Genomic DNA, 25406 nt, shown 5'->3' on the forward strand with positions numbered 1-25406 from the left:
TTCTCTTAGTCTCAAGCCGTTGGCTTGGGAGGGCCAGGGCGCTCAGGCGCCGATTGGAGGAATACAGTAGATCATTGCTCGGCCAGGTATTGGCTCCGCCTCTGGCGTCGCTTAGCGGCGGGTGGCGGGCTCTGCATCTACTTACCCATCCCAGGACCAGCTAACCTCTACGGGAGATGAGTATGACTGTAATGAAATCACTTGCCGCGATCACCGCCGTCAGTGCCGTTGCGCTGATGTCGTCGGGCGTGGCTTTCGCGCAGGATAAGGGTCTGATCGGCGTCGCGATGCCCGAGCAGACCACGCTGCGCTGGAACTCGGATGGTGCCGAGCTGAAGGCTGCGCTGGAAGAGATGGGCTACACCGTCGACCTGCAATATGCGGGTGACGACATTCCCAATCAGCTGGCCCAGATCGAGAACATGGTGACCAAGGGCGCCGATGCTCTGATCATCGCAGCGCTCGACGGCACGACCCTCAGCGCCGTGCTGGAGCAGGCTGGCGCCGCAGGCACCGAAGTGGTCGCCTATGACCGCCTGATCCGTGACACCGAGAACGTCGACTACTACACCACCTTCGACAACTACCAGGTGGGCGTGCTGCAGGCCAATTCGCTGGTGCGTGGCCTCGAAGAGCGCTTCCCCGACCAGAAGCCCTGGAATGTCGAACTGTTCGGCGGTTCGCCGGATGACAACAACGCGTTCTTCTTCTACGATGGCGCCATGAGCGTCCTCCAGCCGCTGATCGACTCGGGCGATGTCGTCGTCAAGTCGGGCCAGCAGGGCATGGAGCAGGTCGGCACGCTGCGTTGGGACGGTGCTGCCGCCCAGTCGCGCATGGATAATCTTCTGTCGGCCAACTACTCCGATGGGACCGTGGTCCATGGCGTGCTGGCACCGAACGACAATCTCGCCCGCGGCGTGATTTCGTCGCTCCGTGGCATCGGCTATGGTTCGGGTGATCTGCAGTGGCCGGTGATTACCGGTCAGGACGCCGAAGTTCCCTCGATCAAGGCGATCATCGATGGCGAGCAGTATTCGACCGTCTACAAGGACACCCGCGAACTCGCGCGTGTAACAGCCGGTCTGGTGGACACAGTGCTGTCGGGTGAAACGCCCGAAGGGCTGGACACGACCACCTATGACAACGGCGTCAAAGTTGTTCCGTCGATCCTTTTGACCCCTTACGAGGTCAATGCCGAAAATTATCAGGAACTTGTTGTAGACTCAGGCTACATCAGCGAATCCGACCTGCAGTAGCAGGGTAAACCAGGGTCCCGCGGCAACGCGGGACCCATTCTAGCTTTGACCGGGCTGCAAGCCCGCCGAACAGTAGAGCCAGTATGACGAAGACGATCCTGGAGATGCGCGGCATCACCAAGACTTTCCCCGGCGTAAAGGCGCTCTCCGATGTCAATCTCGACATTAGAGAGGCCGAGATTCATGCCATCGTGGGTGAGAATGGTGCCGGCAAATCAACGCTGATGAAGGTGTTGAGCGGTGTTTATCCGCACGGCTCCTATGACGGGCAAATCATCTACAAGGGTGAAGAGCAGCACTTCCGCTCGATTGCCGACAGCGAGCACAAAGGCATCGTCATCATCCACCAGGAGCTAGCGCTCGTGCCGATGCTCTCGATCGCCGAGAACATCTTCCTGGGCAATGAGCAGGCCACCGGCGGCGTCATCGACTGGGACGAGACGCGCGAGGGCGCGCGCAAGCTGCTGCGCATGGTCGGGCTGACCGAAGACCCCGATACGCTGGTGACCAATATTGGCGTGGGCAAGCAGCAATTGGTGGAAATCGCCAAGGCGCTCAGCAAATCCGTGCAATTGCTCATTCTGGACGAGCCGACCGCTTCCCTGTCCGAAAAGGACAGCCAGGCGCTGCTGGACCTGCTGTTGGAATTCAAGGCGCAGGGTATCACCTCGATCCTGATCAGCCACAAGCTGAACGAAGTTAGCCGTGTCTCCGACCGGATCACCGTTATCCGCGACGGCCGCGCCATCGAGACGATGAACAAGGAAGAGATCACCGAGGACCGGATCGTCACCTCCATGGTCGGCCGCTCGCTGGACGATCGCTATCCCGCCCGCACGCCGAACGTCGGCGAAGTCGTGTTCGAGGTGAAGAACTGGTCGGTCTACCACCCGCAGCACCGCGAGCGGCAGATCATTCGCAACATCGACATTGCCGTTCGCAAGGGCGAAGTGGTGGGCATTGCCGGGCTGATGGGCTCGGGCCGCACTGAATTCGCCATGAGCGTCTTCGGCAAGTCCTACGGTCAACGCATCTCGGGCGAGGTCTATCTCCGGGGCCAGAAGATCGACACCTCGACCGTGCAGCGGGCAGTCTCGCACGGCATCGCCTATGCGACCGAGGACCGCAAGACCTTCGGCCTCAACCTTATCGACCACATCAAGCACAACACGACGCTAGCCAATCTTAACGGCATCTCGCGCTGGGGCGTGATCGACGACCTGGCTGAGCTCGATGCTGCCAATGACTACCGGCGCAAGACCAATATCCGTTCATCAAGCGTCTATCAGGTCACCGGCAACCTGTCCGGTGGCAACCAGCAAAAGGTCGTGCTCTCCAAGTGGCTTTTCGCCAATCCCGAGGTGCTGATCCTGGACGAGCCGACGCGCGGCATCGACGTTGGCGCCAAGTATGAGATCTACACGATCATCAACCAGCTGGCAGCGCAGGGCAAAGCCGTCATCGTCATCTCTTCGGAAATGCCGGAACTGCTTGGTATTACCGACCGCCTCTATGTAATGAACGAAGGCCGCATCGTAGGCGAAATGCCGACCAACGAAGCGAGCCAGGAGAAGATCATGCGCGCTATCGTTCGCGCTGAAGGAAAAGCATCATGACCACGGAAACCGCACCAACGGGCCTCACCGCCGGAGCTGAAAAGGCCCAGATGAAAGAGCTCACCATGTGGGGGGCGCTCAAGTCCAACATGCGCGATTACGGGCTATTGCTGGCCCTGATCCTGATCATGCTGTTCTTCCAGTATTTCACCAATGGCGTGCTGTTCAAGCCGGTGAACCTGACCAACATCATCCTGCAGAACAGCTACATCATTGTGATGGCGCTGGGCATGCTGCTGGTCATCGTGGCTGGCCATATCGACCTTTCCGTTGGCTCGGTTTCGGGCTTCATCGGGGCTCTCGCGGCCATGCTGATGGTGGGCTGGGACCTGCCGCCGGCGCTGGCTTTCATGGCTAATCCGCTGATCGCGGGCGCACTGTGTCTGCTTGTGGGGGCGGCCATCGGGGCGGGGCAGGGTTATCTCATTGCCTATTACCGGATTCCGGCGTTCATCGTGACGCTAGCGGGTATGCTGATCTTCAAGGGTCTGTCGCTGGCGATCCTGTCGGGACGCTCTGTCGGTCCGTTCCCTACCGAATTCCAGCTTCTCTCGGCAGGCTTCATTCCCGATGTGTTTGGTCCCATCACGCTGATCGAGGCTGGTGAAGGCGTGCAGGCGCTGACGCTGCACACCACCACCATGGTGATTGCCATTGTGGCTATCGTGGCGATGGTGTTCTTCTCCATCCGGGGGCGCAACCGTCGCAAGGCGCGCGGCTATGAAACCGAGCCCTTTAGCCTGTTTGTGGTCAAGAACATCGTGATCGCCGGCCTGGTGCTGTTCTTCAGCTACATGCTGGCCTCCTATCGCGGTCTGCCCAACGTGCTAGTCGTGATGGGTCTGCTGATTGCGCTTTTTGTGTTCGTGACCAAGCGCATGACCTTTGGCCGTCGCATCTACGCACTGGGTGGTAACGTCAAGGCCGCGGCGCTGTCGGGCATCAAGACCGAGCGGATGACCTTCTATGTCTTCGCCATCATGGGCGCGCTGGCAGCGCTTGCTGGCATGATCTATGCCGCGCGTCTCAACTCGGCGACGCCGAAGGCCGGGCAGGGGCTTGAACTCGACGTGATCGCAGCCGTGTTCATCGGTGGTGCCTCGGCGCTGGGCGGGGTCGGCCAGGTGGCTGGCGCGGTGATCGGTGCGTTTATTATGGGCGTGATGAACAACGGTATGTCGATCATGGGCGTCAACATCGATTGGCAGCAGATGATCAAGGGCGTCGTGCTGCTCGCCGCGGTGTTCTTCGACCTCTACAACAAGAACCGCGCCGCCTAAACTGCGGACCCGAAATAAGAAAGGCCGCCGGTGAGAGCCGGCGGCCTTTTTGTGTTCTGTCCCTGGCGTCTTCTCAGGGCTCGATGTCGGTGTCCTTGCGGCCGCCCCATTCCGCCCAGGAGCCGTCATAGACCGCCACTTCTTCGGCGCCTGCCAATTGCAGAGCGAGAGCGAGGGTGGAGGCGGTCACGCCCGAGCCACAAGTGGTGATGATGGGGCGGTCGAGATGCACCTTGCGTTCGGCGAAGAGGGTGCGGAGGTCCTCGACGGAGCGCATCTGGCCTTTCTCGGTAAGGAGGCCAACGGGGATGTTGGTGCTGCCCGGAATGTGACCGCCCCGCAGATGCGGCCGCGGCTCGGGAATCTCGGCATTGAAGCGGGGGGCGGGCCGCGCATCAACGATCTGTGCGTCGCGGGTGCGGCTGGCGCGCTGCACCTCGGCAAACTCGGCCACGGCGTCATCATCGACGTGCACCTCGAAATGGCGGGGCTCGCGCTCAACTTGGCCCGTCTCGAGCGGACGGCCTTCGGCGCGCCATTTGGGACCACCTCCGGCAAGGATGAAAACCCGCTCCGCGCCCATGGTGGTAAAGGACCACCAGGCGCGGGGCGCGCTGAACAGTCCAAGCTCGTCATAGATGACAATGACGTCGGTGTCGGCAATCCCCAGTTCCCCCACCTGCCGCGCAAACTGCGAGGGTGCTGGCAGCATGTGGGGGAGGTCGGTTGTCTCGTCGGAGATGGCGTCGATGTCGAAGAACACAGCGCCAGGAATATGCCCTGCCAGATATTCGGCATGGGCGTTGCGCTCGGCGCCGGGCAGATGCCAGCTGGCGTCGAGCACGACAAGATGCGGATCGTGGAGATGGGCGGCTAGCCAGTCGGTGGAAACAAAGGGATTGTGCATGATGGCCAGTTTAGCAGTTCTGAGGATGAGCGGCGAGGACTAGGCCGCCGAAACGGAGGCCGGAGCAGGCGCAGGTCCGGAACTTTCGCGCAGCACCAGTTCGACCGGCAAGAGCTCGTGGATGTCTTCGGCGCGCTTCCCTGCCAGCAATTGCAGGATGAGTTCGGCGACCCGCACGCCCGCCTGGCGGATGGAGGAGCGCGTGGTGGACATGGTGGGATACATGTTGTCGGCGTTGAGGTAGGGGAAGACATCGTCGTGCGCGATCATCGAAACCTCCTTGCCCAAGGTGAGCCCTGCCTGCCGGATGGCGCGGAAAATGCCTAAAGCCGTCATCATCGAGCCTGCAAGGAAAGCCGTGGGACGCTGAGGCCGTTCCAACATGGCCTGTGCCATCCGGAAGGCGATCTCGTCGGTGAACACCGAATTGCCTATCAAGGTTCGGTCGAACGGCACGCCGCGAGCGGAAAGGGCGGCGAGATAGCCGATCTCGCGGTGTTCAGCAAAGGTCAGGCCCTTGGCGCCGTTCAGCAGTGCGATGCGGCGGTGGCCGAGGTCGACCAAGTGGCTCGTGGCGCGTTCCATCGCTCCCGTATTGTCGATGTCCAGCCATGCTACGGGATGGGCGATGTTGGTGCGGCCATGCAGGACAAAGGGGATGCCGAGCTCGATCAGGAGTTCGGCGCGTTCGTCGAGCAGCTTGGGTGAATGCAGGATAAAAGCATCAACCTTCTGGCTGGCGGCGGCCCGGCGATAGGCGGCGACCTCGTCCTGGTAGCTTTCGACCGTGGTGACGAGAATATCGACTTCCTCGTGTGCGAGCCGACTGCCGAGACCGCCCAGGAACTCGCTGGTGTGCGGACCAAATTCAGCCGACCCGCGCAGCACCATGCCGATTGTGCCGGAGCGACCAGTTGCCAGGCGCAGGGCACTGGCGTTCGGCCGATAGCCGAGGCGCGCAGCGGCTTCTGCCACGCGGCGGCGGGTCGCCTCCTTGACTTCGGGATAGCCATTGAGCGCGCGGCTGACAGTGGTTTGCGACAGGCCGAGATGCTCGGCCAGATCCTTCAGTCTCATCCTCAAACGGCTCGCAAGGCGGGTCCGGCTATGCGCCTGTTGATCGGCGTGTGAAGAACCACTTGCGAGCAGGCGGAGCGCCCCGACGGCATTCCGCACCTCCTCCATCGCGCATTCAAAGCGATATCAAATTGAAGTGCAAGTATGCAAAACGGCTGGTGCTCGTTTGAGGTGCGTACATCAGCTTTGGATGGTCAAAAATTAACGGCGAGGAGAAAGTCCATGAACTAAGCTATTGGTCCAGAACGAGTTTCTTTCTCCATTGCCGGCTTCTTTTTAAGATTCTCGAGGAGTGGCGCTTGACAGACTGGGGCTGCTCTGTTTCCTTTTCAGCCAAAGCGCTTTGGATTGCGGGGCAAAAAGCACCTGCGGCAAAGTGTTTCGAGGGAGGAGCTGTTCTGGTCATCTCAGGCCGGGACTCATTGCGCCTCCCACCATTTTGGTTCATTCGGGAGGATATCTAATGAAAATCAACAAGAAGCTCGTTGGGCTGCTGACCAGCGTCACGCTGGTGTCCGCGGGCGCAGCGCAGGCTGCCGAGTTGTCGATCGTGTCGGGTGACACCGGCAATGGCTTGGCTTTTCTGGAAGAGCAGCTCGACAAGTTTGAGGAGCGTACCGGGCACACTGTGACCGTGGTGCCAATGCCATCGTCCACCACTGACCAGTTCGGCCAGTATCGCCTGTGGCTCGCCGCTGGAAATCAGGACATCGACGTTTATACCACGGACGTGATCTGGGCTCCCCAACTTGCCGATCAGTTCCTCGACCTCAGCGAAGCTGCCGCCGATGTGGTGGACGAACACTTCCCCTCGATTATCGAGTCGCAGACGGTGGACGGCAAGCTCGTCGCCATTCCTGCCTACACGGATGCGCCGGCGCTGTTCTACCGCACCGACCTGCTCGAGAAGTACGACAAGGAAGTGCCGACCACCTGGCCTGAGCTCCGCGAAACCGCCCAGGAAATCATGGACGGTGAGCGGGCTGACGGTAATGCCGACATGTGGGGCTTTGTGTTCCAGGGCAATGCCTATGAAGGCCTGACCTGCAACGCCCTGGAATGGGTGAAGTCCTATGGCGGTGGCCAGATCGTGGAAGCCGATGGCACCATCTCCATCAACAACGAACAGGCTGTAGCAGCGCTCGAGGAAGCCAAGAGCTGGATCGGTACGATCTCGCCAGAGGGCGTGCTGGGCTACATGGAAGAGGAAAGCCGCGGCGTTTGGCAGGTCGGCAATGCCGTCTTCATGCGCAACTGGCCCTATGCCTACGCCCTCGGTGAAAGCGAGGATTCGGCTATTCAGGGGCAGTTCGACGTGGCCCCGCTTCCAGCAGGAGAAGGCCCGGACGCCCGTTCGGCCGCTACGCTGGGTGGCTGGAACTATGCCGTGTCCAGGTACTCGCAGAACCCCGACGCAGCAACCGAGTTGGCCCTCTTCCTAACTTCGGCGGAGATCCAGAAGGAACGCGCGATCAAGCAGACCAATCTGCCAACAATCGAAGCGCTCTATGATGACGAGGAGATTGCCGAAGCCGCTCCGATCATCCCGAACTGGAAGGAAATCTTCCAGAACGCAGTGCCGCGTCCGTCTGCCCCGACGCAGTCCGACTATAACGAGGTTTCCTCGCTGTTCTGGTCGGCAGTTCACAATACGCTCTCGGGCAATGGCTCGGCTGCAGAGAACCTCGAGGTTCTCGAACTCGATCTCGAAGAACTGCTGAACTAAGCCGTTCTCAAGTCAAGCGGAGCGGGCGACAGGTCCACCTGGCGTCCGCTCCGCACCGATAAGTGGGTACTGGGAGGAGACCTACCGCATGGCCACTGAAGCAATGACGTCACCGGTGACGTCGGGCAGGCCAAGGGCCAGATCGGAATTGATGCAGCAGCGGGTGCGTGCTGCGCGACTGTTCCTCCTTCCCATGCTGATCGCCCTGTTCATCGTGGCCGGCTGGCCACTGCTGCGCTCGATCTGGTTCTCCTTCACGGATGCCTCGCTCAACGACCTCTATGGCGCTGAGTGGGTTGGCTTTGCCAATTACCTCAACTGGCGGACGCTCGAGAGTGGGCGGACCATCTATCGCGGCCTCCTGGTGGACGCCAGCTGGTGGAACGCGGTCTGGAACACGGTGCGCTTCGCCTTCTGGTCGGTGCTGTGGGAAACAGTCCTCGGCATGATCGTGGCTTTGGTGCTCAATGCCGAATTCCGCGGACGCGGCTTGGTTCGTGCGGCAATCCTGATCCCTTGGGCCATCCCCACCATCGTTTCGGCCCGCATGTGGGGCTGGATGCTGAACGACCAGTTTGGCATCCTCAATGATATTGGCTTGCGCCTTGGGCTTCTCAGCCAGAAGGTTGCCTGGACTGCATCATCCGACACGGCGATGACCGCAGTGCTGATCGTCGATATCTGGAAGACCACGCCCTTTATGGCGTTGCTTATCCTTGCGGGCCTGCAGATGATCCCCAGGGACATCTACGAGGCTGCCGAGATCGATGGGGTTCATCCGGTCAAGCAGTTCTTCAAGATCACCCTGCCGCTGGTGCGCCCGGCGCTGATGGTGGCGATCATCTTCCGCGTGCTCGATGCGCTGCGCATCTTCGATCTAATCTATGTGCTGACGCCCAATTCAGACACCACCAAGACCATGTCTGTGCTGGCGCGCGAGAACCTCTTTGAGTTCGACAATTTTGCCTATGGATCAGCGCAGTCAACGCTGCTGTTCCTGATCATCGCCCTGTTTACCATCCTCTACATCTGGTTGGGCAAGGTGAACTTTGACGGAGGGCAGCGCTGATGAGTGCCACCATGAATCCGCGGAAGCTCATCAAGACGGTGCTCTTCTACCTCCTGGTCACTGTCATCGTCGTGGTCAGCGTGTTCCCGTTCTACTACGCGATCCTGACCAGCTTTAAATCGGGTACCGATCTGTTCCGCATCACCTATTGGCCGACGTCGTTTAGCCTGCAGAACTATCAGCAGGTTCTCAACACCGGCAGCTTCCCGCGCAATCTGCTGAACTCGGTCTTTATCGCCAGCGTCACGGTTCTGCTGGCGCTATTCCTCGCGATCACGGCGTCGTTTGCCCTTAGCCGGGTGCGATTCCGCGGGCGAAGCTTGTTGCTGATGACAATTCTGGCGGTGTCGATGTTCCCCCAGATTGCCGTGCTGGCGGGCCTGTTCGAGCTGATCCGGTTTCTGGGGATCTACAACACCCCATGGGCCCTGATTTTCTCCTACACGATCTTCACGCTGCCCTTCACTGTCTGGGTGCTGACCACCTTCATGCGTGACCTGCCCATCGAGATCGAGGAGGCGGCAATCGTTGATGGTGCCACCCCCTGGGTCATCATCACCCGCGTGTTCATGCCGCTGATGTGGCCGGCGTTGGTGACCACTGGCCTGCTTGCGTTCATCGGGGCCTGGAACGAGTTCCTATTCGCCTTGACCTTCACCTCTTCGAACATGACCCGCACGGTGCCGGTGGCCATCGCGCTACTCTCGGGCGGTTCGCAGTTTGAAATCCCCTGGGGCGCCATCATGGCCGCCTCGGTCATCGTCACCGTGCCGCTTGTGGCCCTGGTGCTCATCTTCCAGCGCAAGATCGTCAGTGGACTCACCGCCGGCGGCGTCAAGGGCTAAGGAGCTTATCTGAAATGGCAAGTATCGAGCTTCGCAACATCCGCAAAGCCTTCGGCGTGGTCGAGGTGATCAAGGGCGTAGACCTGGAGGTCAAGTCTGGTGAGTTCATGGTCTTCGTTGGTCCCTCTGGCTGCGGCAAGTCCACCTTGCTGCGACTAATCTCGGGGCTGGAGGACATTACCTCGGGCGACATGCTGTTTGACGGCAAGGTGGTCAATGACCTCGCACCGTCCAAGCGCGGCATCGCCATGGTGTTTCAAAGCTATGCGCTTTATCCGCATATGACGGTCTACGATAACATGGCCTTCGGTCTGACGCTCGAGAAGGGGCAGAGCAAGGACGAGATCCGCCGCCGGGTGGAGAAGGCCGCCGACATGCTGCAAATCCGGCAATATCTCGATCGCCTTCCCAAGCAGCTTTCGGGCGGACAGCGGCAGCGCGTCGCCATTGGGCGCGCCATTACTCGCGATCCCAAGGTGTTCCTGTTTGATGAACCGCTCTCCAACCTCGATGCGGCGCTGCGCGTCGCTACCCGCATCGAAATTGCCAAGCTCCACGAGGAGATGGCCAACACCACCATGATCTATGTGACTCATGACCAAGTGGAGGCGATGACCCTCGCCGATCGAATCTGCGTGCTGCGCGACGGGCTGATCGAGCAGGTGGGCACGCCAATGGAGCTTTATGAAAAGCCGAACTCTGTGTTCGTGGCGGGTTTTATCGGTTCGCCGAAGATGAACTTCATCTCCGGAGCACTGGCAGAACCGTTTGGTGCCCATACCGTGGGCATCCGCGGCGAGCACATCATCATCAAGCCGAGCGATGGGCTTTGGAGCGGCAAGGTGATCCACACCGAAAATCTAGGCGCGGACTCCTATGTCTATCTCGAGATGGGCACCGAAGAGCCGGTTGTGGTGCGGCTGGATGGTCCGAACACATACCACTCCGGCGACACGGTCCATATCTCGCCCATGGACGATCGGGTGCACCGTTTCGACGCAGCCGGCAAGCCCATCTCGTAAAGAAATGGCGACGCTATGTCGCGCTTGCCCTCGCCAGCACGGTACTGGCGGGCATGCGGAATGCGGACGTAAGCTCGCCGCCGATAGAACAATCGAGCCGCTCGGGCGTTGGACCCGCGTGTAGCGTCATGATGGCACAGGAAGTTTGGAGCGGCGCAGCCGCACGCCAAGTATCTGGGTAGACGCGGCCTCCCTCCGCCGAGCCCGAAACAACATCGCACAGGAGCACACCGATGCCGATCCGTACCCTCGTCTGGGGCGAAAATGTTCACGAGCAGAAGAACAAAATCGTCGCCGACAATTACCCCGAGGGCATGCACAACCAAATTGCCAAGCTGCTTGCCAGCGACAGCAATCTGGTCGTCAAGACTACAACCCTGCAGGAACCCGAGCATGGCTGCACCGAGGAGGCGCTCGCGGAAACCGACGTGCTGCTCTGGTGGGGTCATGCCGCCCATGGCGCAGTGGAAGACGAGATCGTCGAGCGCATTGCCAAGCGGGTCTGGGAGGGAATGGGCCTGATTGTCCTTCACTCCGGTCACTTCTCCAAGATCTTCAAGCGGTTGATGGGGGCGCCTTGTGGACTCCACTGGCGCGAGGCGGGGGAGCGCGAACGGCTGTGGGTCACCAATCCAGGCCACCCGATTGCCAAGGGGCTGCCCGCCTATTTCGAGCTAGAAATGGAAGAGATGTATGGCGAGCCCTTCGGCGTGCCTGAGCCGCTGGAGACAGTTTTTGTCTCCTGGTTCCAGGGCGGCGAGGTGTTCCGATCGGGCCTGACCTATCGCCGTGGCGCGGGCAATATCTTCTACTTCCGCCCCGGCCACGAGACCTATCCCACCTATCACGACGAGACGGTGGGTCTGGTGCTGCGGAATGCGGTCAATTGGGCCTACAACGCCAATCAGTACCCCGAACTGCTCGAGGCGCCGAACACGCCGGTAGAGAAGGCGATCGAAAAAATCGAGGAGCGCGGGCCCAAGCTGCACCATGGTCGACAGGAAGGCTTCAAGTAAGCCTCTCAGCTTTTTGCTGACCATACACTCTCCCCCGGCACGGCTGGGGATTTTCTCAATCTGAATTGTCGCGCCGCCTCCAGCCGGGTTGAACCCCGCTGGGGGTTGGAGCAATGCGGCGGGGCGCCGCAAGGGAAGAAAACGAATGCGTATCCTCATCCTGGGTACTGGCGGCATGGCCAATCAGCATGCCAAGCACTTTGCTGCCATTGAGGGCGTGACGCTCGCCGGTGGCGTGGACGTCGACCCGGCACGTGTCGAGGCGTTTTGCAGCACGCACGCTATCGAGCGGGGCTTCGGGTCGCTGGATGCAGCATTGGCCTGGGGTGAATTCGACGCGGTGGCCAATGTGACGCCCGACAGCGTGCACCATCCAACCACCATGGCGGCGCTGGCTGCGGGCAAGCATGTGTTCTGCGAGAAGCCCTTGGCGACCGATCATACCAAGGCCATGGAGATGACCCAAGCGGCCGAGACGCTGGGGCTCGTCAACATGGTCAACCTCACCTATCGCAATGTCGCGCAATTGCAGAAGGCGCGGGAACTGGTGCAATCGGGGCGGCTTGGCAGCGTCAAGCATTTCGAGGCGAGCTATCTCCAGAGTTGGCTCGTCTCCAAGGCCTGGGGCGACTGGCGCACCGAAAGCCAGTGGCTTTGGCGGCTTTCGAAAAAGCACGGCTCGAACGGCGTGCTGGGCGACATTGGCGTGCACATCCTGGACTTTGCGGCCTATGGGGCCGGGAGTGATTTTTCCAAGGTGTTCTGCCGCCTCGAGACCTTCGACAAGGCCGAGAACGACCGCATCGGGGAGTATGACCTCGACGCCAATGACAGCTTTGCCATGACGGCACAGCTGGAGAACGGGGCACTGGGCGTGATCCATGCCACGCGCTGGGCCACCGGGCATTTCAACGAGCTGCGCCTGCGCGTTTATGGGGAACTCGGGTCAATCGAAGTGCAGCACCGACATGACTGGAGCAAGCTCTTCACCTGTCTTGGCCCCGATGCCCAGACCGGCACCTGGACGGAGCTTGCGGTGGATCCGGTGCCGACGAACTATCAGCGCTTCGTTGAGGCCGTGCGCAACGGAATAACGCTCGAGCCAAGCTTCCGGCATGCCACCAATATCCAGAAGGTGCTGGACCTAGCCACCACGACCGATCGAGATCGGGCCGAGCACCGGGTCTGACACGGCATCAGCCAAGTAGATGCAACCGCTCGCGTTGTCGTGACTTATTCGAGCAATGCAAACGGAGCGTCACCATGGGAATTATCTGGGCCATCATCGTTGGCTTTTTCGCCGGTCTCATCGCCAAGTTCATTGTGCCGGGAGACAAGGAGCCGAAAGGATTCATCCTCACTACGGTGCTGGGCATTGTCGGCTCGCTGTTAGCCACTTTCCTGGGTCAGGCCTTGGGCTGGTATGGACCCAATGACGGCGCCGGCTTCATCGGCGCCATTGTCGGTGCGATTATCATCTTGCTGATCTGGGGTGCCGTCAGTCGCCGGCGTGCCTGAGGCCTGGCAAAAGCCGGAGCAAAAAAGGGCGCCGCGAGGCGCCCTTCGTGTTTGTGGCTTGGCGAGTCGCTTACTCGGCGACGGTGATGCGGCCGTCGGTGTAGGGCTCGTATTCACCACCCTGCGCTTCGATGTAGTCGGCGAGAACCTGCTCTAGCGGTGGGCCGAAATCATAGGGATTGTCGCCTTCGGCGAAGGTGGCATAGCCGTCGCCGCCGGTGCGCATGTAGTTGTTGGTTGCCACGGTATAGGTGGCTTCCTCATCGATCGGCTGCCAATTATCGCCCGAGCCGACCATCACGTCGCTGATGCGGTCGCCAGCAGGATTGGCCAGGGTGTAGGTGTATTGGAGGCCAGACACCTGCGGGAACCGGCCGGCACCACCTTCGATGTCGCTGACGCCGTTCTCCAGCGCTTCGATGACGTCGGCACCCGTGATGTCCACAGTCGCCAGCGTATTGGAGAAGGGCAGCACGGTCAGCGCCTCGCCCATGGTGATCTCGCCTTCATCAATGGAGGCGCGCAGACCACCACCGTTCTGAATGGCGATGGTTGCACCGCGACCGCTAGCCGCATCGAGCATGGCATCGGCGACGAGGTTGCCCATGGAGCATTCCTCAACACGGCACACTTCGCGCGAACCTTCGATGGGAGCAGTTGCCGTGCCGATGACCTCTTCCATGAGCTGGTTGATTGGCTCCTGGAGTTCGGCCAAGCGCTCGACATAGCCTTCATCGGGGGTGACCGAAGCGTCAAGCAAGATCGGCTCGCCCTCAGCCGAGATCACATTTCCTTCGTCGTCCCAGGTCACCTGGAGGTCGCCCAAATATTTGGCATAGGAATAGGCGGTAACAACGGGTACTTCGTTGCCGCGCGGACCAGTTACCATGGTGGGGTAGGGGCCAGCGGCGTCTTCAGCCGTATTGGAGAGGAGGGTATGGGAGTGACCGCCCACGATCACGTCGATGCCGGGCACATTGGCGGCAATCTGCTGGTCGGTAGTGTAGCCTACATGGGTCAGGGCGACGATCTTGTTGACGCCGGCAGCTTCAAGACCGGCAACTTGGCCGCGGAGGCTGACGAGCACGTCCTCGAACTCCACGCCCTCGCCCGGGGAAGAAGTTTCATCGGTATCTTCCGCAAGAGCCGAGACGAAGCCGACGCGTTCACCGTCAAACTCCATAACGTGGGCGCCAGCCAGATTACCGGCTAGCGAGGCTTCATTTTCAACATTGGTGTTGCCCGAGATGACCGGGAACTCGGCGGCTTCGAGGAACTCTGCCAGCTCAGCGGGACCGTCGTCGAATTCGTGGTTGCCTACGGCCATCAGCTCGATGCCAAGATCGTTGGCGAACTCGGCGATGATGTCGCTGCGGTACTGCGTGTAAAAGAGGGAGCCCTGGAACTGGTCGCCAGCGTCGATCAGAACAACGTTCTCGCCCTCGAGCTCGGCGCGCTGGTTGTCCACAGCAGTCTTGAGGCGGGCGATGCCACCAAAGCACTCGCCGGCTGCGTCCGCTTCTGCTTCGCAGTTGGAGTCCGAACTGGTGATCGGCTGATATCGCGAGTGAAAGTCGTTGATGTGGAGGATGTTGAGCGTGAATTCGGCGTAAGCCGCACTGGAGAAACCAGTGCAGAGGGTGAGCGCGGTAGCGCCGAGAAGAAGTCTTTTCATCCCTGTAGTCCTTTATCTTGCTTTGACAGCAGTTCGGCTCCGCAGCCACTCGACCCAGCTTGCAGGGACGTTCGTCCGGCCGCGGTGCGGAGGGAGTTAAGCAGGCTTTTATGACAGTGGAAAGCAAACGAATGCAGAAACATAGACGTCAGGTGGGAAGTCCGGGTCACACAGCCTCAACCTGCTGCAAAACTCTGCACACCCGGGTGAGCCGCTAAATCGCGTGGCAAGCCTAACGGCTCAGAGTGGCGCGCTTCCACCAATGCGGGAGTCGATCACCTGATGGGGTTTCATTAGAGGCGAACTCAGGTAATCTCCGCGCCGTTTGTTTCTTGCGGGGAGTTGCCGAATGAAGAGCGCGTTGATCGTTTATGGTGGTTGGAGCGGCCACGACCCCGAAGAGTGCGCAGCAATCTATCGCCGCTGGTTGCACGAGGATGGGTTCACAGTTCGCACGGCAACCGACACGAGCGCTTTCGCGGACCCATCAATCCATGACCTCTCGTTGATCATTCCGATCTACACGATGAGCAAGATCGAAAAGGAAGAGGTGCAGAACCTCACCAAGGCGGTCGAGAATGGTGTGGGTCTGGCCGGCCATCATGGCGGCATGAGCGATGCCTTCCGCGAGGCGGTCGATTACCAGTTCATGGTGGGGGGGCAGTGGGTTGCCCATCCCGGCAACATCATCGACTACACGGTCGACGTGACCAAGCCCGACGATCCGATCATGGCCGGGATTAAGTCGTTTCCATATACCTCCGAGCAGTACTACATGCATGTCGATCCCTCGATTGAGGTATTGGCGACCACCACATTCACCGGCGAGCACGCGTCCTGGATCGATGGCGTCGTGATGCCGGTGGTTTGGAAGCACCGCTATGGCAAGGGCCGCGTGTTCCACATGACGCTGGGGCACCAGGCCAAGGAGTTCGACAATGCGAACATGGCCACCATTATGCGGCGCGGGCTCAACTGGGCTGCGCGAGACGAACAGTAGCAAGCGGCATCTCCCGCCAAGGTGAGTTGAAACCAAGCGCGCTTTGGCTTCGTATCTCCAGAACGCATAAGTGGGGAGCGCGCGATGAGTGAACGGGCAGATGAAGGCCTGCCGGCGGCTAAGGGGCCGCTGATCTACCGGCAGTCGATCTGGACGCGGGTGACCCATTGGTTGTGGGCCATCTGCCTGTTCTTCCTCCTGCTCTCGGGTTTGCAGATCTTCAATGCGCACCCGGCGCTCTATATTGGCCAGCAGTCTGGCTTCGAGTTCGACAACGCCGTTCTCGAGATCGGCGCCATAAACACCCCGGAAGGTCCGCGCGGGCAGACCACGATCTTCGGGCAAACCTACGACACCACGGGTTGGCTGGGCATGAGCGGCCCGGCCGCGCAACCGAGCTTCACGGCTTTCCCGGGTGCAGTGACCATTCCCTCCTTCCGTGATCTCGCCACTGGGCGGGTGGTGCACTTCTTCTTTGGCTGGATCTTCGTCGGGACCATGTTGGTGTGGTTCGTGGTCAGCTTCATCAACGGGCATCTGCGGCGGGACATCATCCCCATGGGGCACGACATCAAAGGCCTGCCAGAGGATATCGGCAACCATCTTCGCTTTCAGCTCCGGCACGGGCGGAGTTACAAGCCGCTACAGAAGCTCAGCTACTTCACTGTATTCTTTATTCTCTTTCCTCTCGTGGTGTTGACCGGGCTTACGATGAGCCCCTCTTTGAACGCCGCCTGGCCGTTCCTACTTGATCTGTTCGGCGGACGGCAGACAGCGCGAACCATCCATTTCGGTGCGATGGTCCTGTTGGTGCTGTTCTTCGTGGTCCACGTGGTCATGGTGGTGCTCGCCGGACCGTTCAATGAACTGCGCTCCATGATCACTGGCTGGTACCGCGCCGCCCGGGATACGCCGCGCCTTAAAGGAGACAAGCCATGAGCGGGTTGATCCTCAATCGCCGCCGCTTTCTCGCCGGCTCGGCCGCGGCAGGCTCTAGCGTCATACTAGCCGGTTGCGACCAGTTCGACTTCCTGGGACAGCGCGACAACCCCGTGCGCAACTTCATGGAGCAGGCCAATGTGCTGACCTATGAGGCGCAAAAGCCGCTGATCGGGCAGCAGTCGCTGGCGCGAGAGTTTTCTTCCAGCGAAATCCGGCAGGGCATGAAGCCCAACGGCTCAACTAATCCCACCACGCCCGAGTACATGTTCCTGCAGGCGCAGAACTTCGAGCCTTACCGGTTGACCATCAAGGGCATGGTGGACCGCGAAGTGAGTTTCTCGCTCGATGAGTTGCGCAACATGCCCGCGCGCAGCCAGATCACCCGCCACGACTGCGTCGAGGGATGGAGCTGCATCGCCAAATGGACGGGCACGCAGTTGGGCGCCGTGCTCGACCAAGCCGGCGTGCGGCCGGAGGCGCGCTTTTGCGTCTATCATTGCTACGACAACATTCAGCGGACGCTCGCCGGCGACATCTTCTACTATGAAAGCTCCGACCTGATCGACGCCTACCACCCGCAGACCATCCTCGCCTATGGGCTCAACGACCAGGTCCTGCCAGTCGCTAACGGCGCTCCGGTGCGCCTGCGGATCGAGCGGGCGCTGGGCTACAAACAGCCCAAGTTCCTGCACACCATCGAACTGGTGGATAGCCTTGCCCGGTTCGGGCAGGGCAAGGGCGGCTATTGGGAAGACAATGGCTATGACTGGTATGGCGGCATCTGAGTGATCGCCCCCGCGCATCGCAGCCTTGCGCACCAAAATGCCGAATGTCCTTGCTATTTGCAGCTGGCTCCCCCACATAGGCTGCATCGTCGCGGCTGAAAGAGCCGGCAGACGGACTTCTCTTCTTATCGATATGCGGTGAGCGGCGAAGTCAGCCCGGAAACAATTTGTCCGGGTTTGAGCCAGCACCCGCGCGATAGCTTTATCCTTATCGCCCGATTGCATCCGATCCATTCGTCATCCGCAATGTGCGGTTGGCGCGCGCCCTCTGTTGTGGCGCATTTCGAAAGTCACACATTGACCGATTTTATTTCCCTCGGCTTGCCGACCGTCATCACTGACAGCCTGACCGCTGCCGGCTTTACCGAACCTACCAAGATCCAGTCCCAGGCCATTCCCAAGCTGCTCGACGGCAAGGACATGCTGGGCATCGCCCAGACCGGCTCGGGCAAGACGGCCGCCTTCGGGTTGCCGATCCTAGCGGGCATTCTCAACCTCACCGGCCGTCCGCGGCCGATGACCACCCGCGCGCTTATTTTGGCGCCAACCCGTGAGCTAGCTGTCCAAATCGACGAGAACATCCGCAAGTTTGCTGGCACCAAGATGGGCCTTTCCACCGTGCTCGTCCTTGGTGGCGTCTCGCGCTACCATCAGGTGCAGAAGATCGCCAAGGGCGTGGACGTCGTTGTCGCTACCCCGGGTCGGCTCAAGGACTTGCTGGATGACGGCAAGATCCGCCTAAACGAAACGCGCTGGCTGGTGCTCGACGAAGCCGACCGCATGCTCGACATGGGCTTTATCGCACCGGTCAAGCACATCGCCAAGGCTATCGGCCCGCGGCGCCAGACCATGCTGTTCTCGGCCACCATGGCGCCAGAAATCGCCGATTTGGCCAAGGGTCTCTTGAACGACCCGGTTCGGGTCGAAGCAACGCCGCAGGGCTCCACCGTGGTCAAGATCGACCAGCGGGTGATCCTCTCGGGCGCTAAGGCCAAGAGGGGCGTGCTCAACGAGCTGCTGGGCAGCGAAACCGAAAATATGGAACGCGTGATCATCTTCTCGCGCACCAAGCATGGCGCAGACCGCGTTGCTAAGAATTTGGAACTGGACGGCCACAAGGCCGCGGCCATTCACGGCAACAAGAGCCAGAATGCGCGCCAGGCGGCGCTCAAGGGCTTCTCGTCGGGTGACGTGCGCATCCTCGTGGCGACCGATATCGCGGCGCGCGGCATCGACGTGCCCGGCATCACCCATGTGGTGAACTATGAGCTGCCGGACGATCCCGAGAACTACGTGCACCGCATCGGCCGCACTGGTCGTAACGGCGCATCTGGGATTGCCATCACGCTGTGCGATGGCACTGAACGCGGTAAGCTGCGCGATGTGGAGCGGCTGATCCGCCGCACATTGCCCTATACGGGCGACCTCAGCCTCGCCAACAATACGGGCGTCGTGGAAGCACCGCGTTCCGCCTACAAGCCAGCCGGCAACCGCCCGGGGCCTCGCTCTTCGCGTAATCCCAAGCAGCCTCCGGTGGATCGCCGGGCCCCTGCCGAGCGTCGGCCCTTCGCCGATTTTGCCAAGCAGGTAGGCGAGCGTGGCGCGAGTGCGGAAGCTCCGCGCCGGCCCGATGGTCAGGTGAACCGCGTCCGCCGCGATGTCGAAAGCGGCAAGCCGATCGCCGCCAAGCCGGCAAAGGGTAAGCAGCGCTGGGGCAAGCCTCAGAAGGACGCTGGACGCGTCCGCCGCGCCAACGGCTAAAAGCTAGAAAATACCGAAGACGAATAGGGCGACCCGCGGGTCGCCCTTTTTGCATGTCGGGGTTAGGCTACAGACGCGAGATAAAGAATATCGCGGGTGCTGGTCCGCTGTTGCTCGGCCGGGGAGAGCCGTTCGAGAAAGCTGCGCGACCAATCGTCCACGTTGTGCTTCTGCGCGCTGGCCATCAGCGTTTGCCAGCGATGCTTGCGCTCGTCGAGCGGCATATCGAGCGCCATGCGCAACGCCTCGGCCGTCTCGTCGGTGTCGAACGGATTGACGAGGATAGCGTCTTCGAAAATTTCGGCGGCGCCGGCAAAGCGGGAGAGAACGAGAACGCCGGGGTCATTGGGGTCCTGGGAGCCGACATATTCATGCGCCACCAAATTCATGCCGTCGCGGAGCGGCGTCACCAAGCCGACGCGGCCAAGGCGATAGAGCCCGGCGAGGCTTGGTTGGCCATAAGCGCGCTTCACATAGGTCAGCGGTGACCAATCAGGCTCGGCGAAGCGGCCCATGACACGCCCGCACATGGCATCGAGCGTATCGCTGGTTTCCTGATATTCCTTGATGGTGTCGCGCGAGGGGGGCGCCACCTGCAGCATATGCACCTGGCGCCGGAAGCGGGCGTCATTAGCCAGGAGTTTTTCATAGGCTTCGACGCGTTGTGGCAAGCCCTTGGAGTAGTCGAGCCGGTCGACGCCCAAGATCAGTTTTTGGCCGTTGAGCACGCGCTCCATGCGCTTGATCATCTTGTTGGCGGCGCTGCTGACCGCCATGCGGGCAAAAGCGTCCGGATCCGAGCCAATGGGGAAGGCTGCCACTTCAGTGCGGCTGAAATCGACCGAGCGCAATGGATCGCCGGAAAGGCTCGAAGGCGACTGGTGCTCGGCGAATTCGGTGAAGGCGGCGACATCACGCTTGGCCTGCATGCCGACCAGATCATACCGAGAGAGATCACGCATCAGATCGAGGTGATGCGGAATGGCGTAGAGCGCGTCGGCCGTGGGGAAGGGGATGTGAAGATAGAAGCCGATCCGGTTGCGCGCACCCATGAGGCGCAGTTCGCTGGCCAGGGGAATGAGGTGATAGTCATGGACCCAGATAACATCGTCGGGTTCGAGCAGCGGCAGCAGGGCGCGCGCAAACTGCTGGTTCACGCGCCGATATCCTTCGTACCAAGTGGAATCGATGGTGGCGAGGTCGAGCCGCAGGTGAAAACTGGGCCAGAGAATAGAGTTGGAGAAGCCAGCGTAATAGGCGTGATGATCGTCACGGGTCAGATCGATCGTGGCGAGGGAAAGCCCGTCGATATCCTCGAAGCGCGCCTCGGCGTTTGGATTTTCGGTCAGTTTGCCCGACCAGCCGAACCAGAAGCCCTCCTGCCGGGACAATGCTTTGCGCAGGGCGACGGCAAGACCGCCCGCCGCTACCGTCTTGCCCGGCGTGCGATTGGAAACAACGATCAATCTGCTCATGTCGAAATGCCCCTAAAATCTTTACGTCAGTGTTCGGCCGCGCCGTCGCGATCGCGTGCCACAATATCACCGAGCCCCTGCAGCAACGCATGAACCGATGCGACATTGGCGATGCGCATACGCGCCGCAGTTTCACCTTCTCCCAGCTTGATACCGACGCCGCCCAGCTCCTGAGCGGCGATGAAGCCATCTTCATCGGTGACGTCGTCGCCAATAAAGATCGGCGTGCGGCCCAAGAACGGTTCCTCCTGCATGAAGGCACGCAGGGCGGTGCCCTTGCTGGCGGCAGTGGGGCGTGCCTCGAGCACCATCTTGCCCGGCACGAGGGTGAAATCGGGGTGGTCCTGCGCCGCTTCCTGCATGGCGATGCGGACGGCATTTTCCAGTTCCGGCGCCTGGCGGAAGTGGACGGCGACAGCCCCTTCCTTGGTCTCCATCAGGAGCTCTGGATGCGCCATGACCAGTGGCGCCATTGCCTCGGCGATGGCGTGTGCCCCTGCGAGTGCGGCGGGGTCGATGGTTTCCAGATGGCCATCAGCACGCCGGCGCTGCGTGCCATGTGCGCCCGCAATCGGCAACTGGAGCGGCGCCAGGTACTTGTCGATATCAGCGATCTCACGCCCCGTGATCACCGCGAGTGCGCTATCCAGTTCCCGTGCGGCCCGCTCCAGTTGCTGGGGCAGGCTTTCGGGCACCTCAATGCCGTCGGGTGTCGAGGCCAGCTCAACCAGAGTGCCGTCGAAGTCGGTGAAGACGGCTAGCTGCGGGATTGATGAAGATGCGACGGCATCGGTTTGCGACATGGGGTGGGCCTGGCTTGGGATTGAGTCAGAGGAGCTAACGCGTCATGCCGCTGAGAGTTGCAGGTGCTGGTGGTCACAAAGCGCTCAAGCCAGTGGTATTCCCTTGTGGCCCTTATCTTTTTGGTAGGCGGCCGATAGATCGGCATAAAGGGCGTTGAGGTCATCGAAGCGGGCCAGCAGCATCTCGCGATTGCCGCGATCAAGGGTGGCAATCATCTGCACGATGTTGTGGCTCTGCCAGTACTGGTTGGTGCGGTTGTAGTGCGGCCGTTCTGGCGACACCGCCGAGCCTGGATCGGGCGCGGCATAGACCGCTTTGAGGATCTGGATGTCGTAGGGAATGGCAAAGCTGTCGCGGCTGTCTTCGTAGCTGAAGAGATAGTAGAAATTGTCAAAGCCCGACCAGGTGATCCCCGATAGGCAAAGCGAACAGGGCTCGTGCGTGGCGAGGAACAGGCAATCCTTCACCTCTGGTCGCTGGTCAGCAGGCAGTTCGAAGAAGCGCTTGATGGCGTGCATTTCGCCATGCCAGAGCGGGTTTTCGACCTCGTTGTTGGTTTCCGCGACCACCACCGAAAGGTCCGACTTGCGCAGAATGGCAGCGCCGAACAGTTTGTTGCCTCGGGCCACGCCCCCGCGGGTCACCGGGGCGATATCGTGCTCGATGACGTCGAGCAGGCGGGCGATAAAGTCGACGGTTTCCATTCAGGTGCTCCCGATGGTGTATGGCTCATCAAAGAAGTGTTCTTCGAGATTAGTCCCGGCGCCGCCACGGTCCACGACGAGGTATTCGCTTTCCCGCTCCAGCGGCGTCAAAACGCTGTGCCAGGTATTGATGGCGATGTTGGCGCCTTGCCCGGTGGCGGGGCGGAAAACCCGCGGTCGGCCCGGGGCGCCCGAGCTGTCTGCGGCGACGATGACCAGCCAGGGCGCGTCTGAAAGTGGGTAGAAGGCCTGGCTCCCAAAGGGGTGCCGCTCGACCATTTTGAGGCTCAGAGGCAGGGCGTAGGGTTGCCCGCGGAAGATCGAGATCAGCGGTCGCGCTTCAGTGCCGGCCAGTTCAACCCGTGCCAAATCGTGATAGCGCTCGGTCATGCCGTTGTTGATCGGGTAGTGGTGCGCGCCGGTGAGTTCGATCACCTGGCCGAATGGCGCGAAGGCCTCGGCCGTCAGCGGTTCAATGGTGAGGGTCCGATCGGCCATGCTCACAGGTCCAGCTTGGCGTGGCGGTTAACGTCCTTATAGAGCAGATAGCGGAAACGATCCGGACCGGCATAGCAAGCCTGTGGGCAGAAGGCGCGCAGCCACATGAAATCACCCGCCTCCACCTCCACCCAGTCGCGGTTGAGTCGGTAGACTGCCTTGCCCTCGAGCACGTAGAGGCCGTGTTCCATGACATGGGTTTCCTCGAAGGGAATGACGGCCCCGGGTTCCAGAGTCACGATGTTGACGTGCATGTCATGGCGAAGATCGGTGGGTTCGACAAAGCGCGTGGTGCCCCATCGATCCTTGGTGCCTGGCATCCAGCGGATGGGCTCGTCATTTTCATTGGTAACAAAAGCGGTGGGTGTTTCGACGCCATCCACGGCTTCATAGCGCTTGCGCACCCAATGGAAGCGCACCGGGTCGGCGCCCCTGTTGACCAGGGACCAGGCGCAGCCCGGAGGTAGGAAGGCGTAGCCGCCCGGCGTGAGCTGATAGCTCTGTCCCGCGATCGTCAGCGCCGCTTCGCCGGCCACAATGAACAGCACGCCCTCGGCGCTCGCATTGGGCTCGGGGCGCTCACTGCCGCCGCCCGGCAGGACCTCTACCACGTATTGCGAAAAAGTCTCGGAAAAGCCGGTCATGGGCCGGGCGATCACCCACAAACGGGTGTCACGCCAATGGGGCAGGTAGGAGGTGACGATGTCGCGCATGACCCCGTGCGGGATTAGCGCATATGCCTCGGTGAAGACGGCGCGGCCGGTGTGGAGCGCCGATTGTGGTGGCAGGCCGGCGATAGGGGAGGCGTAGGTGGAGGCCATGAAGATGGGTCGCTCAGGTGAATCTGCATGCAAGCCTAGAGCGTTATGGCAGCAGAGGCCAAGCGAAAGCTCAATCGCTCGGCGCTTCCACTCGTTGCTTTAGGCGGCTCAGCATTGATGCTGCATAAGCGGCATAGGGCCCGATCCAGCGCTCGTGAATGGCATGGAGCCTTCGCGCTGCCTACTTGGGCAGTATTTGCGCAAGCCGTAGGTAGGCAATGCGTTCGACCTGTGCGCAAGCGGTGGCGAACTCTACCTTGGCAGAGTTGTCGATGCGCTTCTCGAAGGCCGCGAGGATGGACGCCTTGGTGTTGTCGCGGACGGCGATGATAAAGGGGAAGCCGAACTTCTCCACATAGGCAGTGTTGAGCTCGGTAAAGCGGGCGCGCTCGTCGTCCGTGAGGGCGTCGAGGCCGGCCGACGCCTGTTCGGCCGTCGAGGCGTCGGTCAGCCGCTTGGCGGCGGCAAGCTTGCCGGCTAGATCGGGATGGGCGCGTAGGACCGCGAGGCGCTCCGCATCGCTGGCCATGCGGAACTGGGTACGCAGGGCAAAGTGAAGACCGACGGCCGTGTCGTTGGCGGGCGCGAGTTCGCCGTCCCAGGCACGCTCTGCTATCCAGGGGCTGTGCTCGAAGATGGAGCCGAACGTCTCCACGAAATTGGTCTTGTCCATTGCGGAGGGGATCAGGTCCGGTGCCTGGTAGGGGTGTTCTCGAGCCCAATGCTCTGCAATCTGAAGACGCGTCGGCACCCAGACCCTGTAGAAGCCTTTGATGTAGTCGACGAACTTCTTGAGCCCCTGGAAACGCCCGGGTTGGCCGACCAGGCGGCAATGGAGCCCAATCGACATCATCTTGGGCGAGCCCGCCTCGCCTTCGGCATAGAGACAGTCAAAGCTGTCTTTCAAGAACTGGAAATACGCCTCGCCATTGTCGAAGCCCGATGCGGTGACGAAACGCATGTCGTTGGCGCTGAGCGTATAGGGAATGATGAGCTGCGGACGGCCCCCATGCACCCGCCAATAGGGCAGGTCATCGTCATAAGTGTCCGAGATATAGGCGAAACCGCCTTCCTCGGAAACGAGATCGACGGTGTTGAGTGAGCAACGCCCGGTGTACCAGCCGCGCGGTCGTTCCCCGGTGGCGATGGTGTGGAGGCGGATCGCCTCGGCAATCTGTTCACGCTCCAGTTCGGGCGGCATGTCCCTGTGTTCGACCCATTTGAGGCCATGGCTGGCAATCTCCCAGCCGGCATCCTGCATGGCGGCGAGCTGCGCGGGGGCGCGCATGAGCGCGGTGGCGACGCCGTAGATGGTGACCGGCAGATTGGCCTCGGTGAAGAGGCGATGCAGCCGCCAGAAGCCGGCGCGGGCGCCATATTCATACATGGACTCAACGTTCCAATGCCGCATTCCGGGCCAAGGTGCGGCGCCGACCACATCGGCCAGAAAGGCCTCCGAAGCCGCGTCGCCATGGAGGATGTTGTTCTCGCCACCCTCCTCGTAATTGAGCACGAACTGTACCGCGACATTGGCGCCGCCGGGCCAGTTGGCGTGGGGCGGATTGGGGCCGTAGCCATGCATGTTGCGGGGATAGCGCATCGTCTC

Annotated in this window: 23 protein-coding genes; 14 read left to right on the top strand and 9 right to left on the bottom strand. The window is 61.0% G+C overall.

Annotation, left to right across the window (positions count from 1 at the left end; all coding sequences use genetic code 11):
* Positions 1–182 precede the first annotated feature (182 nt).
* The 3 genes from chvE (at position 183) to mmsB (ending at position 4155) form a co-directional block, all read left to right on the top strand.
* The gene (gene chvE / locus QOV41_RS05420) at positions 183–1259 is read left to right on the top strand and encodes a multiple monosaccharide ABC transporter substrate-binding protein (protein WP_284580040.1); all 1077 of its coding nucleotides are present in this window, start codon (positions 183–185) and stop codon (positions 1257–1259) included.
* Between the two features lie 83 nt (positions 1260–1342).
* Positions 1343–2875 (top strand): multiple monosaccharide ABC transporter ATP-binding protein, encoded by a 1533-nt coding sequence (gene mmsA, locus QOV41_RS05425; protein WP_284580042.1) that lies wholly within the window; start codon positions 1343–1345, stop codon positions 2873–2875.
* Positions 2872–4155, top strand: a complete 1284-nt coding sequence (mmsB, locus tag QOV41_RS05430) for a multiple monosaccharide ABC transporter permease (protein WP_284580044.1) — start codon at positions 2872–2874, stop codon at positions 4153–4155. The genes mmsA and mmsB overlap by 4 nt, the downstream gene beginning before the upstream one ends.
* Before the next feature lie 73 nt (positions 4156–4228).
* Here mmsB and sseA read toward each other — a convergent pair whose 3' ends face one another.
* Both sseA and QOV41_RS05440 read right to left on the bottom strand, forming a co-directional pair.
* On the bottom strand, positions 4229–5062 hold the full coding sequence (sseA, locus tag QOV41_RS05435) for a 3-mercaptopyruvate sulfurtransferase (RefSeq protein ID WP_284580045.1): 834 nt from the start codon (positions 5060–5062) through the stop codon (positions 4229–4231).
* 39 nt (positions 5063–5101) lie between these two features.
* Positions 5102–6139 carry a substrate-binding domain-containing protein gene (locus QOV41_RS05440; protein ID WP_284580046.1) on the bottom strand — a complete coding sequence of 346 codons (1038 nt, stop codon included), beginning with the start codon at positions 6137–6139 and terminating at the stop codon, positions 5102–5104.
* Between the two features lie 463 nt (positions 6140–6602).
* On the opposite strand from QOV41_RS05440, the gene QOV41_RS05445 reads away from it, so the two are divergent.
* The 7 genes from QOV41_RS05445 to QOV41_RS05475 all read left to right on the top strand — a co-directional run bounded on the left by QOV41_RS05445 (position 6603) and on the right by QOV41_RS05475 (position 13335).
* Complete coding sequence (locus tag QOV41_RS05445) at positions 6603–7865, top strand: ABC transporter substrate-binding protein (RefSeq protein WP_284580048.1); 1263 nt, start codon at positions 6603–6605, stop codon at positions 7863–7865.
* Positions 7866–7968: 103 nt separating this feature from the next.
* Entirely contained in the window at positions 7969–8934 is a 966-nt protein-coding gene (locus QOV41_RS05450) for a carbohydrate ABC transporter permease (RefSeq protein ID WP_415926769.1), read from the top strand.
* Positions 8934–9779, top strand: coding sequence for a carbohydrate ABC transporter permease (locus tag QOV41_RS05455; RefSeq protein WP_284580051.1), 846 nt, complete (start codon positions 8934–8936; stop codon positions 9777–9779). The genes QOV41_RS05450 and QOV41_RS05455 overlap by 1 nt, the downstream gene beginning before the upstream one ends.
* A gap of 14 nt (positions 9780–9793) precedes the next feature.
* Complete coding sequence (locus tag QOV41_RS05460) at positions 9794–10801, top strand: ABC transporter ATP-binding protein (protein ID WP_284580052.1); 1008 nt, start codon at positions 9794–9796, stop codon at positions 10799–10801.
* A gap of 233 nt (positions 10802–11034) precedes the next feature.
* The gene (locus tag QOV41_RS05465; RefSeq protein WP_284580053.1) at positions 11035–11817 is read left to right on the top strand and encodes a ThuA domain-containing protein; all 783 of its coding nucleotides are present in this window, start codon (positions 11035–11037) and stop codon (positions 11815–11817) included.
* A 145-nt stretch (positions 11818–11962) separates the two neighbouring features.
* Positions 11963–13006 carry a Gfo/Idh/MocA family protein gene (locus QOV41_RS05470; protein ID WP_284580054.1) on the top strand — a complete coding sequence of 348 codons (1044 nt, stop codon included), beginning with the start codon at positions 11963–11965 and terminating at the stop codon, positions 13004–13006.
* Between the two features lie 74 nt (positions 13007–13080).
* Positions 13081–13335: a GlsB/YeaQ/YmgE family stress response membrane protein gene (locus QOV41_RS05475; RefSeq protein WP_284580055.1), complete on the top strand. Its 255-nt coding sequence runs from the start codon at positions 13081–13083 to the stop codon at positions 13333–13335.
* A gap of 70 nt (positions 13336–13405) precedes the next feature.
* On the opposite strand, the gene QOV41_RS05480 is transcribed toward QOV41_RS05475, so the two are convergent.
* Positions 13406–15010 (bottom strand): bifunctional metallophosphatase/5'-nucleotidase, encoded by a 1605-nt coding sequence (locus QOV41_RS05480; protein WP_284580057.1) that lies wholly within the window; start codon positions 15008–15010, stop codon positions 13406–13408.
* Between the two features lie 349 nt (positions 15011–15359).
* On the opposite strand from QOV41_RS05480, the gene QOV41_RS05485 reads away from it, so the two are divergent.
* The 4 genes from QOV41_RS05485 to QOV41_RS05500 all read left to right on the top strand — a co-directional run bounded on the left by QOV41_RS05485 (position 15360) and on the right by QOV41_RS05500 (position 19498).
* On the top strand, positions 15360–16010 hold the full coding sequence (locus QOV41_RS05485; RefSeq protein WP_284580059.1) for a ThuA domain-containing protein: 651 nt from the start codon (positions 15360–15362) through the stop codon (positions 16008–16010).
* 84 nt (positions 16011–16094) lie between these two features.
* On the top strand, positions 16095–16949 hold the full coding sequence (locus QOV41_RS05490) for a cytochrome b/b6 domain-containing protein (RefSeq protein WP_284580060.1): 855 nt from the start codon (positions 16095–16097) through the stop codon (positions 16947–16949).
* Entirely contained in the window at positions 16946–17737 is a 792-nt protein-coding gene (locus QOV41_RS05495; RefSeq protein ID WP_284580062.1) for a molybdopterin-dependent oxidoreductase, read from the top strand. Before QOV41_RS05490 ends, QOV41_RS05495 begins: the two co-directional genes overlap by 4 nt.
* Positions 17738–18034: 297 nt before the next feature.
* Positions 18035–19498 (top strand): DEAD/DEAH box helicase, encoded by a 1464-nt coding sequence (locus QOV41_RS05500; RefSeq protein ID WP_284580063.1) that lies wholly within the window; start codon positions 18035–18037, stop codon positions 19496–19498.
* 62 nt (positions 19499–19560) lie between these two features.
* Here QOV41_RS05500 and QOV41_RS05505 read toward each other — a convergent pair whose 3' ends face one another.
* The 6 genes from QOV41_RS05505 to puuE form a co-directional block, all read right to left on the bottom strand.
* Positions 19561–20973, bottom strand: a complete 1413-nt coding sequence (locus QOV41_RS05505; protein WP_284580065.1) for an alpha,alpha-trehalose-phosphate synthase (UDP-forming) — start codon at positions 20971–20973, stop codon at positions 19561–19563.
* Between the two features lie 26 nt (positions 20974–20999).
* Positions 21000–21776, bottom strand: a complete 777-nt coding sequence (gene otsB / locus QOV41_RS05510; RefSeq protein WP_284580066.1) for a trehalose-phosphatase — start codon at positions 21774–21776, stop codon at positions 21000–21002.
* A gap of 84 nt (positions 21777–21860) precedes the next feature.
* Positions 21861–22481, bottom strand: a complete 621-nt coding sequence (locus QOV41_RS05515; RefSeq protein ID WP_284580067.1) for a nucleoside deaminase — start codon at positions 22479–22481, stop codon at positions 21861–21863.
* On the bottom strand, positions 22482–22979 hold the full coding sequence (locus QOV41_RS05520) for an ureidoglycolate lyase (protein WP_284580069.1): 498 nt from the start codon (positions 22977–22979) through the stop codon (positions 22482–22484).
* A gap of 2 nt (positions 22980–22981) precedes the next feature.
* Complete coding sequence (locus QOV41_RS05525; protein ID WP_284580070.1) at positions 22982–23800, bottom strand: bifunctional allantoicase/(S)-ureidoglycine aminohydrolase; 819 nt, start codon at positions 23798–23800, stop codon at positions 22982–22984.
* A 181-nt stretch (positions 23801–23981) separates the two neighbouring features.
* Complete coding sequence (gene puuE, locus QOV41_RS05530) at positions 23982–25400, bottom strand: allantoinase PuuE (protein WP_284580071.1); 1419 nt, start codon at positions 25398–25400, stop codon at positions 23982–23984.
* Positions 25401–25406: the final 6 nt, after the last annotated feature.

This window comes from Devosia sp. RR2S18 (assembly GCF_030177755.1).
In the GTDB taxonomy this organism is placed as follows: Bacteria; Pseudomonadota; Alphaproteobacteria; order Rhizobiales; family Devosiaceae; genus Devosia; species Devosia rhizosphaerae.

Bases quoted from the DNA above. Each gene is read 5' to 3' on its own strand.
- chvE (WP_284580040.1), top strand. From the start codon at position 183: ATGACTGTAATGAAATCACTTGCCGCGATCACCGCCGTCAGTGCCGTT.
- mmsA (WP_284580042.1), top strand. From the start codon at position 1,343: ATGACGAAGACGATCCTGGAGATGCGCGGCATCACCAAGACTTTCCCC.
- mmsB (WP_284580044.1), top strand. From the start codon at position 2,872: ATGACCACGGAAACCGCACCAACGGGCCTCACCGCCGGAGCTGAAAAG.
- sseA (WP_284580045.1), bottom strand. From the start codon at position 5,062: ATGCACAATCCCTTTGTTTCCACCGACTGGCTAGCCGCCCATCTCCAC.
- QOV41_RS05440 (WP_284580046.1), bottom strand. From the start codon at position 6,139: ATGAGACTGAAGGATCTGGCCGAGCATCTCGGCCTGTCGCAAACCACT.
- QOV41_RS05445 (WP_284580048.1), top strand. From the start codon at position 6,603: ATGAAAATCAACAAGAAGCTCGTTGGGCTGCTGACCAGCGTCACGCTG.
- QOV41_RS05450 (WP_415926769.1), top strand. From the start codon at position 7,969: ATGACGTCACCGGTGACGTCGGGCAGGCCAAGGGCCAGATCGGAATTG.
- QOV41_RS05455 (WP_284580051.1), top strand. From the start codon at position 8,934: ATGAGTGCCACCATGAATCCGCGGAAGCTCATCAAGACGGTGCTCTTC.
- QOV41_RS05460 (WP_284580052.1), top strand. From the start codon at position 9,794: ATGGCAAGTATCGAGCTTCGCAACATCCGCAAAGCCTTCGGCGTGGTC.
- QOV41_RS05465 (WP_284580053.1), top strand. From the start codon at position 11,035: ATGCCGATCCGTACCCTCGTCTGGGGCGAAAATGTTCACGAGCAGAAG.
- QOV41_RS05470 (WP_284580054.1), top strand. From the start codon at position 11,963: ATGCGTATCCTCATCCTGGGTACTGGCGGCATGGCCAATCAGCATGCC.
- QOV41_RS05475 (WP_284580055.1), top strand. From the start codon at position 13,081: ATGGGAATTATCTGGGCCATCATCGTTGGCTTTTTCGCCGGTCTCATC.
- QOV41_RS05480 (WP_284580057.1), bottom strand. From the start codon at position 15,010: ATGAAAAGACTTCTTCTCGGCGCTACCGCGCTCACCCTCTGCACTGGT.
- QOV41_RS05485 (WP_284580059.1), top strand. From the start codon at position 15,360: ATGAAGAGCGCGTTGATCGTTTATGGTGGTTGGAGCGGCCACGACCCC.
- QOV41_RS05490 (WP_284580060.1), top strand. From the start codon at position 16,095: ATGAGTGAACGGGCAGATGAAGGCCTGCCGGCGGCTAAGGGGCCGCTG.
- QOV41_RS05495 (WP_284580062.1), top strand. From the start codon at position 16,946: ATGAGCGGGTTGATCCTCAATCGCCGCCGCTTTCTCGCCGGCTCGGCC.
- QOV41_RS05505 (WP_284580065.1), bottom strand. From the start codon at position 20,973: ATGAGCAGATTGATCGTTGTTTCCAATCGCACGCCGGGCAAGACGGTA.
- otsB (WP_284580066.1), bottom strand. From the start codon at position 21,776: ATGTCGCAAACCGATGCCGTCGCATCTTCATCAATCCCGCAGCTAGCC.
- QOV41_RS05515 (WP_284580067.1), bottom strand. From the start codon at position 22,481: ATGGAAACCGTCGACTTTATCGCCCGCCTGCTCGACGTCATCGAGCAC.
- QOV41_RS05520 (WP_284580069.1), bottom strand. From the start codon at position 22,979: ATGGCCGATCGGACCCTCACCATTGAACCGCTGACGGCCGAGGCCTTC.
- QOV41_RS05525 (WP_284580070.1), bottom strand. From the start codon at position 23,800: ATGGCCTCCACCTACGCCTCCCCTATCGCCGGCCTGCCACCACAATCG.
- puuE (WP_284580071.1), bottom strand. From the start codon at position 25,400: ATGCGCTATCCCCGCAACATGCATGGCTACGGCCCCAATCCGCCCCAC.